Raw genomic sequence first — 9,064 nt, forward strand, 5'->3', positions numbered from 1 at the left:
CAGGAACACCACCGGCAGCAGGGCCGGCCGCACCGCCATGCCCACCACCAGAAACCTCAGATCAAACGCCGGTGACCCGGATCAGCCAGGCTGACCGGTGGATCGAGGCGAAGGTCGGCCCGGTCAGCAGGTCTTCGGCGCCGCGTTTCGGCACCCCCTCCGCCCGGGCGTTGCCGGGGTACTTTCGCAGGGTCAATTCGGGCAGGAAGACGACCCGGGCCCCCTGGGCGGCGGCCACACGGATGCCCTCGGCCAGTTCCGCGCGCAGCTCGGCCTCATCGGCGTGCCAGCGGTGCTGCACGAGTCCGACCCGGAGGGGCGGGCCGACCTGGTCCGTGATGCGGGTCAGTGGTTCGGCGATGCCGGGGGCAAGGATCAGGCGCATGAGGGGTCTCCCTGGTGAGGTTAGGTGTGGATCCACCAATTGATTGATCAACTGATCAATAGACGATGACTAAAGATATATAGACTGTGGATTCATGTCAACCGTTCAGAGCACATCCCGCCGGAAGGCGCCGGTCGAGCGTGCGGCGGAGATCGCCCGCACCGCGAGGGAGATCGCCCTCGTCGAGGGCCTGTCGGCCATCACGCTGCGCGGGGTCGCATCCCGGATCGGGGTGACTCCCGCCCTGGTCAGCCACTACCAGCCGAGCATGGACGTTCTCGTCGCGGCGACATTCGGGGCGATCGTCGCGGCCGAGATCGGGGAAGTCGCCGAAGAGCTCGCGCCCTGCGAGACGTCGGTGGCGACGCTTCAGGCCCTGATCAACACGCTGCTCGGTCCCGAACGCAGCGCTGTGACCGCCGTCTGGCTCGACGCCTGGAGCCTCGGCCGTCGCCACGCCTCGCTGGCGGCTGAGGTCGGCGTGCAAATGGATGCCTGGCAGGCTTTCCTGTCCGGACTGCTGACCACCGGCTGCGCCCGTGGGGAGTTCCGGACCGCCGACCCGGATGCGGTGGCCTGGCAGCTGTTGGCGATCATCGACGGGCTGAACGCACACGCGATCGTGCGGTACGGCGACGCAAAACGGCTGCGCGGACTCGTGCGAACGGTCGCCGAACACGAGTTGGGTTTGCCTTCCGGGGCCCTCGGTCCGGCAGACGGGTCGGTCCTCTGACGGTAGGCTGACTCTCAGACTTCCGGGATCGGCCTTGCTGATACCGGACGAGCGCTGGTTGAGACAGTGCACGAAGCCCCGGCATTTTCGCCGGGGCTTCTTTCGTGCGGTTACCACGGCACTTCGGCCCGCCGTTCTGAGCGCCCCGACACGAGCCGATTCCGGGTCTCGGCCGGCCCGCGACGCGCGTTGACAACCGCATTGCCCCGGAGCAATGTGTGACTCAATTCGTGTCTGACGCTGCGGTCAGGCACCTTTCGACGTGGAGGCAATCGTGCAAATCCCGGCTCCCTTCGACTACGTGCGTGCCAGCACCGTCGACAATGCTCTCGCCCTCCTCGAACGTCACGGCCCGGAGTCCCGGGTCGTCGCGGGCGGGCACAGCCTGCTCCCGATGATGAAGCTTCGGCTGGCCAGGCCCGAGTGCCTGGTCGACTTCAACGATGTGTTCGAACTCGACTTCGTGCTCCGGGACGGGGACACCCTCCGCATCGGGGCGATGACCCGGCACTCAACGCTTCTCGAGTCCGCCGAGATCGCCCGGCTCTTCCCGATCGTCGGCGACGCCGAGCGGGTGATCGCCGATCCCACCGTGCGAAACCGCGGAACCATCGGTGGTTCCCTGTGCCAGGCCGATCCGGCCGAGGACCTCTCCACCGTGTGCAAGGTGCTCGGAGCGCAGGCGGTCGTCCGCGGTCCCGCGGGCGAGCGCCTGCTCAGCATGAGCGAGTTCCACCGCGGACCGTACGAGACGGCCGTCGCCCACAACGAGCTGCTGTGCGAAGTGCGGATTCCGATCCGCGCGCGTTCGGGCAGCGCCTATGAGAAGGTCGAACGCCGAGTCGGCGACTGGGCCGTCGTGGCCGCCGGGGCATCCGTCACACTGGCCGCCGACGGCACGATCGACGATGTCAGGATCGGGCTCACCGCCGTGGGCATCGTGGGAACAGCCACCGAAGCCGAGGCCGTGCTCCGGGGCCGGCATCCCGGGGAAGACCTCTTCGTGGAGGCCGGCCGGCTTGCCGCCCTGGCCAGCGATCCCGTTGCCGACCAGCGCGGTCCGGTCGACTACAAGCGGCACCTCGCCGACGAACTCACTCGCCGGGTCCTGCGACGTGCGACCGCGCGCGCAACCGAAACACAGGAAGGCTGAAGTCGATGCAGATCAGCATGACCGTCAATGGCAAGGACATCACCGAGGAGGCCGAGCCGCGCGTGCTGCTCGTGCACTTCATCCGCGACGTGTTGCGGTTGACGGGCTCGCACCGGGGGTGCGACACCTCCAACTGCGGCACCTGCGTCGTACTGATGGACGGCCAGCCAGTGAAGTCCTGCACGGTGCTCGCGGCGATGGCCGACGGCCACTCCATCACGACCGTCGAGGGCCTCGCCTCCGGCGCCACCCTCGACCCGGTGCAACAGGGATTCATGGAGGAGCACGGCCTGCAGTGCGGGTTCTGCACGCCGGGGATGATGCTCACGGCCCGCGCCCTGCTCGACAACAACCCGCATCCGGATGAGGGCGAGATCCGCGAGGCGATCTCCGGCCAGATGTGCCGCTGCACCGGATATGCGACCATCGTTCGCTCCGTGCAGTGGGCCGCGCAACACCCGGCGACCCAGGAAGAAACCGCTGGAGAAGAGGTGACCGCATGAGCATCATCGAGGAACGCGCCGCGAACCCGGCCGCCGGTGACGACGACCGGCCCATCGGCTACGGCCGCATCCAGCGCAAGGAAGATCCGCGCTTCGTGCGCGGCAAAGGACACTACGTCGACGACATCGTGCTGCCCGGGATGTTGCACGGGGCCATCCTGCGCTCCCCCGTCGCGCACGCGCGCATCGTCTCGATCGACACGAGTGCGGCGCTCGCCCACCCGGGCGTGGTGGCCGTGATCACCGGCCAGGACCTGCTCGGACTCAAGCTCGCCTGGGCGCCGACCCTGTCCGCCGACGTGCAGGCCGTGCTCGCCACCGACAAGGTGCGCTTCCAGGGTCAGGAGGTGGCGTTCGTCGTCGCGGAGGACCGCTACGCCGCCCGTGACGCGCTCGAACTGATCGAGGTCGACTACGACGTGCTCCGCCCGGTGATCGACGTTCGCAAGGCCCTGGACCCCGACGCGCCCGTCATCCGGGATGACATCGAGGGACGCACCGACAACCACATCTTCGATTGGGAGGCGGGCGACGCGGCCGAGACCGACGCGGTGTTCGCCTCGGCGGACGTCGTCGTCTCCCAGGAGATGGTCTATCTCCGGGTGCACCCGGCGCCGATGGAAACGTGCGGGGCGGTCGCGGACTACGAACCGATCGAAGGCGCACTCACGCTCTACGAGACCAGCCAGGCGCCGCATGCCCACCGCACGCTGTTCGCGATCGTATCCGGGATCCCCGAGCACAAGATCCGCGTCGTCTCACCGGACATCGGCGGCGGCTTCGGGAACAAGGTCGGAATCCACCCCGGGTACATCCTCGCCGTCGTCGGATCCATCGTCACCGGCCGGCCGGTGAAGTGGATGGAGGACCGGTCCGAGAACCTGATGTCCACCTCGTTCGCCCGCGACTACATCATGCAGGGTGAGATCGCCGCCACGAAGGACGGCAGGATCCTCGCCGTGCGGTCGAGCGTGCTGGCCGACCACGGAGCCTTCAACGCCACGGCGCAGCCGTCGAAGTACCCCGCGGGCTTCTTCCACATCTTCACCGGCAGCTACGACCTGCAGGCCGCGCACTGCAAGGTGACCGGGGTGTACACGAACAAGGCCCCGGGCGGCGTCGCCTACGCCTGCTCCTTCCGGGTGACGGAGGCGGTCTACCTGGTCGAACGGCTCGTCGACATGCTCGCCCGGAAACTGGACATGGACCCCGCCCGGTTGCGGCTGAAGAACCTGATCAAGCCGGAGCAATTCCCGTACAAGAACAAGACCGGTTGGGAGTACGACTCCGGCAATTACGAGCAGGCGCTGCGGAAGTCGATGCAGATGGCCGGCTACGACGACCTGCGGCGCGAGCAGCGGGAGAAACGGGATCGCGGCGAGCTGATGGGGATCGGCATCTCGTTCTTAACCGAGACCGTCGGCGCCGGTCCGCGCAAGCACATGGACATCGTGGGCCTCGGCATGGCCGACGGGGCTGAGCTGCGCATCCACCCCACCGGCAAGGCCGTCGTGCGCATCTCGGTGCAGAGCCAGAGCCAGGGCCAGGGCCAGGGGCACGAGACGACCTTCGCCCAGATTGTGGCGGAGGAACTCGGCATCCCGGCGGAAGATATGGACGTCGTTCACGGCGACACCGACCAGACGCCGTTCGGGCTGGGCACCTACGGCAGCCGATCGCCTCCGGTCAGCGGCGCGGCCGTGGCGCTGGTCGCCCGCAAAGTGAGTGAGAAGGCGAAATTCATCGCCGCGGCCATGCTTGAGACAAGACCGGAGGACCTGGAATGGGAGACCGGCTTCACGGTGACCCCGTCGCCGCACCACCCGATCGGCGCCAAGGGAATCGGCGAATCCGCGACGGTCGGCTCCCCGCCGGCCATCGTGAACGCGGTCGTCGATGCCCTCGCGCCCTTCGGGATCACCCACATGGACATGCCGTGCACCCCGGCCCGAGTCTGGGAGGCCATGCAGGGCCGGCCACGACCGCCGATCTAAATGTCGGCGATGGGAGAGGCGCTCGCGACCAGGGCGCAGGAACTCACCGGCCGCCGCGAACCCTTCGTGCGCGCCACCGTGGTGCGAGCCCAGCATCCGACGAGCGCCCAGGCCGGGGACACGGGCCTGCTGCTTTCGGACGGAACGCTGGAGGGGTTCGTCGGCGGGGCCTGCGTGCAGTCATCGGTGCGCGAATACGGTTTGAAGAGCCTGGCCACCCGGGAGCCGATCCTGCTCCGGGTGGTCGCGGGCGAACCGTCCCATCGGCAAGAGGAGGGCGCCGTGCAGGTGTCCAACCCGTGCCTCAGCGGCGGGGCCGTCGAGATCTTCCTCGAACCGTCGGTGCCGTCGCCGCGCGTGCTCGTCGTCGGCTCGACACCGATCGCCCACGCTCTGGTGGCGCTGGGCGGGCCGCTCGGCCTGCACCTGCAACTCGTCGCGGGACTTGCCGCCTCTGTGGACATCGAGCCGCGGCCCAACGATGCCGCGCTCATCGTGGCGTCGCACGGGCGGGACGAGGAGCCTGCCCTCGAGGCCGCCCTGCGTGCCGGCGTGCCGTACGTCGGTCTCGTCGCCAGTCACGCACGGGGCGCCGCCGTGCTCGCTTCCCTGAACGTCACCGACGAGCAGCGCGCCCGCGTGCTTAGCCCCGCCGGCCTGCAACTGGGGGCCCGCTCCCCCGCCGAGATCGCCCTGTCGATCCTGGCGCAACTGGTCGCCGAACGAGCGGCTGCCCACCCCGCGGAAACCGAGGCGGCGAACGGCGTCCCCGCCGCAGACACCGCCCCGGCCGCGATCGACCCGGTTTGCGGGATGAGCGTGACCGTCGGCGACACCACACCCTCAGCCGAATTCGCCGGGGCGACCTTCCACGTCTGTTCGGAGTCCTGCCGGCGCACCTTCCTGGCCGATCCGGAGCGGTATGCGAACGCATCGTGAACTGCGCACCGCCGGACTCGTCCTGGCGGCCGGGGCGTCACGCCGAATGGGCAGACCCAAGCAGCTCCTCCCCTTCGGCGACGGGGTCGTCCTCGACGCCGTACTCGACACGAGTCGCGCCTGCGGCTTCGACCAGATTGTCGTAACGCTCGGCGGGGCCGGGGACCAGGTGCGACGCCGGGTCGACACCCGAGGCTGCGACCTGGTCGACAACCCCGCATTCGGCACCGGATTCTCGTCCTCGATCGCGGCGGCCATCCCGGCGCTGCACTCGGAGACCGACGTGCTCGTGCTCCTGCTCGAAGATCAGCCCGGGGTGCGCCCCGAGGCCGTCCGCGCGCTCCTGGACGGACGCGGTGACGCGCCCCTCGCCGTCTGCCGCTACGACGACGGCGTGGGGCATCCGTTCGCCTTCGCCCGGTCGATGCTGCCGGACCTGGCCACGCTGCACGGCGACAAGGCGGTCTGGAAACTCCTCGACCAGCGTGCGCCGTAGGTGGCGGAGGTGGTCGTGCCCGGACCGATCCCGCCGGACATCGACACGGAGGCCGACTACGAGCGGGCGCTCGCCGAACGGGAACGAACGCGATGAGCGGCGCGGCGCGGTCGGGAGCCGAGGACGACGTCCGGCGGCTGATCCCCGACGTCCCCAGCCTGCTGACCGCCCTGGACGGGGTCGACTACCTGGCCGACGACGGGCTGGCCACGGCGTTGTTCCTCGCTGTGCGCCTGCCCCAGCCGATCCTGCTCGAGGGGGAGCCGGGGGTCGGCAAGACCGAGGCGGCCAAGGCGCTGGCCCGGGTGCTGGACACGCCCCTGTTCCGGTTGCAGTGCTACGAAGGGATCGACGCGGGGGAAGCTCTGTACGAGTGGAACTACCCGCGCCAGCTGCTGGGCATCAGGCTGGCCGAGGCCCGTCAGGCCGACCTGGACGAGACGGAACTGTTCGGCCCCGAGTACCTGCTCCGCCGCCCCCTCCTGCAGGCGCTCGAGCACCGCGGGCCCCGCCCCGCGATGCTCCTCCTCGACGAGATCGACCGTGCCGACGCCGAATTCGAAGCGTTCACCTTCGAGCTGCTGGCCGAGGCGGCCGTCACCATCCCCGAGCTCGGAACGGTGCGGGCCACGCATCCGCCGATCGTCATCCTGACCTCCAACCGCACACGCGACCTGCACGATGCCCTGACCCGGCGCTGCCTGTATCACTGGATCGATTACCCCACCCCCCAGCGCATCGCCGAGATCGTGCGCCGTCGGGTGCCGGACAGCGCCGGGCCGATCGCCCTGCAGGCAGCCTCGGCCGTCACCCGGCTGCGGTCGCTGGACCTCGCGAAACCGCCCGGCATCGCCGAGGCCATCGACTGGGTGTCCGCGTTGACGGTGCTCGGGGTGGAGACGCTCGAAGCCGGGCATGTGGACCAGACCTGGGGGTCCATCCTCAAGAACCGCGACGACCTCGACCTGGCCGTCGGCCGCGGCGCCGCCTGGGTGCTGGGGGGGCGAACATGACTGAAACGGATGCCCGCGCCGGGCGTTCCAGCGTCGAGGCCGCAGCCCTGGCCACGGGCTTCACCACGGTGCTTCGACGCGCCGGGCTTCCGGGCTCCCCGGATCGTGCCGCCCGCCTGGCCGAGGCCCTCCGCCTCCTTCCGCACTCCGATCGCGACGCGTTGTATTGGACCTGCCGGGTGGTGCTCGTCTCCTCCCGGGAGCAGCTGCCTGTGTTCGACCGGGTCTTCGACGCCGTCTTCGGCGGCCGGCTCGATCCGGCCGACAGCCGCGGAGACCAGAACGCACCCCCGGGGATCGGGGCCGAACCTCGTACCCGCCCCACCCCCCGGCGGACCAGCGGCCGACCGAATCGGCCGGCCGGGAGACGGAGCGGAAGGAGCCTGCGATGGCTCCCGCCGGGGACGGCCCCGAGAACGACGAGGCGCCGGAGCGGGAGTCGGTGCTGATGGTGGCGTCGGCCGAGCAGCCACTGCACGACACGTCCTTCGCGGAACTGGCCCCCGACGAGGTGGCCCAGATCCGCACGCTCGTGCGGCGAATCAGGCTGTCCACGCCGGAACGGGTCACCCGCCGCGTCCGGAAGACCTCGACGACCACCCCACGGCTGGACCTGCGGCGTACTGTCCGCGCGGCGCAGCGCACCGGCGGCGAGCCCCTCCGGCTCGTCTACCGGCGCCGCCGCACCCGCCTGCGACGCCTGATCCTCCTCTGCGACGTGTCCGGGTCGATGGAACCGTACACGAGGGTGTTCCTCTCGCTGCTGCAGGGCGCCGTCTCAGGCGCCCAGGCCGAGGCCTCCGTCTTCTCGACCCGGCTGACCCGGCTCACCCGACAGCTGGCGGTGCAGAACCCGGACCAGGCGCTGGCACGCGCCGCCGCCTCGGTCGACGACTGGGCCGGCGGCACGCGTCTGGCGGAGAGCCTCCGCCGCTTCGTCGACGAGCACGGCCGGCGCGGCCTCGCCCGCGGAGCCGTCGTCGTGGTCATCTCCGACGGCTGGGCGATGGACGAGCCGGAGATGGTGGGCGCCCAGATGGCACGCCTGCGTCGCCTGGCCCACCGCATCGTCTGGGTCAACCCCCGGAAGGTGGCCCGGGACCACCAGCCGGCGGTGGGCGGCATGGCGGCGGCGCTGCCCTACGTCGACGCGTTCGTCAGCGGGCACAGCTACGCGGCGCTGACAGAAGTGGCGGCGGATATCCGCGCCGACCGCTCGGCGCCAGTCCAGAATCAGCCATTCCAGAATCGCCCACCCGAGAATCAGAGGACACGATAATGCAAATAGACAGCACTTTTTCCGTCGTCGCACCCATCGACCAGGTGTGGAAGACTCTGATGGACTTCGAACGTGTCGCCGGCTGCGTCCCGGGGGCGCAGGTGCTGAACAAGCTGTCGGATGACGCCTATCAGGTCGGTATGAAAGTGAAGCTGGGTCCGGTGACCATGCAGTACAAGGGGCAGATGACCGTCCTCGAGCGGGATGCGACGGCCCACCGTGCGGTGTTCGAGGGGCGCGCGCAGGAGACCCGCGGCCAGGGCACCTCGCAGGGCACGGCCACCCTCAGCCTGGTCGAAGAATCGGGGATGACCAAGGGCACGGTCAGCGCGGACGCCGCGCTGTCCGGCAAGGTCGCCGCCATGGGCCGGAGCATCATCGGCAGCGTCACCGACCAGATGATGGCCCTGTTCGCGGAGAACCTCCAGGCGATGGTCGGCGAAGGTCCCGCGGCGGTCGCGGGCAAGGCCGGCGAGGGCGGGACGAGCACGGAGCAGCCGCCCGCCGCACCGCCAGCCGCCGCACCCGCCGCGCCCCCCGCGGCGACGCCCCTGGCAGCCGCACCGGCG

Annotated in this window: 10 protein-coding genes; 9 read left to right on the forward strand and 1 reads right to left on the reverse strand. The window is 70.0% G+C overall.

What is annotated here, in order from left to right:
* Positions 1-61: 61 nt before the first annotated feature.
* A complete protein-coding gene (locus tag E3T24_RS17660; protein WP_198419676.1) occupies positions 62-385 on the reverse strand; it encodes a hypothetical protein in 324 nt (107 codons plus the stop codon).
* A gap of 94 nt (positions 386-479) precedes the next feature.
* Between E3T24_RS17660 and E3T24_RS11040 the strand changes: the two genes are divergently transcribed.
* The 9 genes from E3T24_RS11040 to E3T24_RS11080 all read left to right on the forward strand — a co-directional run.
* A complete protein-coding gene (locus E3T24_RS11040) occupies positions 480-1,118 on the forward strand; it encodes a TetR family transcriptional regulator C-terminal domain-containing protein (protein ID WP_134367213.1) in 639 nt (212 codons plus the stop codon).
* Between the two features lie 274 nt (positions 1,119-1,392).
* Positions 1,393-2,271, forward strand: coding sequence for a xanthine dehydrogenase family protein subunit M (locus tag E3T24_RS11045; protein ID WP_134367215.1), 879 nt, complete (start codon positions 1,393-1,395; stop codon positions 2,269-2,271).
* Between the two features lie 5 nt (positions 2,272-2,276).
* Positions 2,277-2,774: a (2Fe-2S)-binding protein gene (locus E3T24_RS11050; RefSeq protein WP_134367217.1), complete on the forward strand. Its 498-nt coding sequence runs from the start codon at positions 2,277-2,279 to the stop codon at positions 2,772-2,774.
* Positions 2,771-4,768: an aerobic carbon-monoxide dehydrogenase large subunit gene (locus tag E3T24_RS11055; protein WP_134434619.1), complete on the forward strand. Its 1,998-nt coding sequence runs from the start codon at positions 2,771-2,773 to the stop codon at positions 4,766-4,768. The genes E3T24_RS11050 and E3T24_RS11055 overlap by 4 nt, the downstream gene beginning before the upstream one ends.
* A 9-nt stretch (positions 4,769-4,777) precedes the next feature.
* Entirely contained in the window at positions 4,778-5,707 is a 930-nt protein-coding gene (locus E3T24_RS11060; protein ID WP_241978689.1) for an XdhC family protein, read from the forward strand.
* On the forward strand, positions 5,691-6,203 hold the full coding sequence (locus E3T24_RS11065; RefSeq protein ID WP_241978690.1) for a nucleotidyltransferase family protein: 513 nt from the start codon (positions 5,691-5,693) through the stop codon (positions 6,201-6,203). The genes E3T24_RS11060 and E3T24_RS11065 overlap by 17 nt, the downstream gene beginning before the upstream one ends.
* 92 nt (positions 6,204-6,295) lie before the next feature.
* Positions 6,296-7,216, forward strand: coding sequence for a MoxR family ATPase (locus tag E3T24_RS11070; protein ID WP_134411190.1), 921 nt, complete (start codon positions 6,296-6,298; stop codon positions 7,214-7,216).
* A gap of 388 nt (positions 7,217-7,604) precedes the next feature.
* Positions 7,605-8,495 carry a VWA domain-containing protein gene (locus E3T24_RS11075; RefSeq protein ID WP_134434620.1) on the forward strand — a complete coding sequence of 297 codons (891 nt, stop codon included), beginning with the start codon at positions 7,605-7,607 and terminating at the stop codon, positions 8,493-8,495.
* The coding region (locus E3T24_RS11080) for an SRPBCC family protein (RefSeq protein WP_134434621.1) at positions 8,495-9,064 on the forward strand (570 nt) is incomplete at its 3' end. The genes E3T24_RS11075 and E3T24_RS11080, both read left to right, overlap by 1 nt.

Source organism: Cryobacterium sp. TmT2-59 (genome assembly GCF_004403545.1).
Lineage (GTDB): Bacteria > Actinomycetota > Actinomycetes > Actinomycetales > Microbacteriaceae > Cryobacterium > Cryobacterium shii.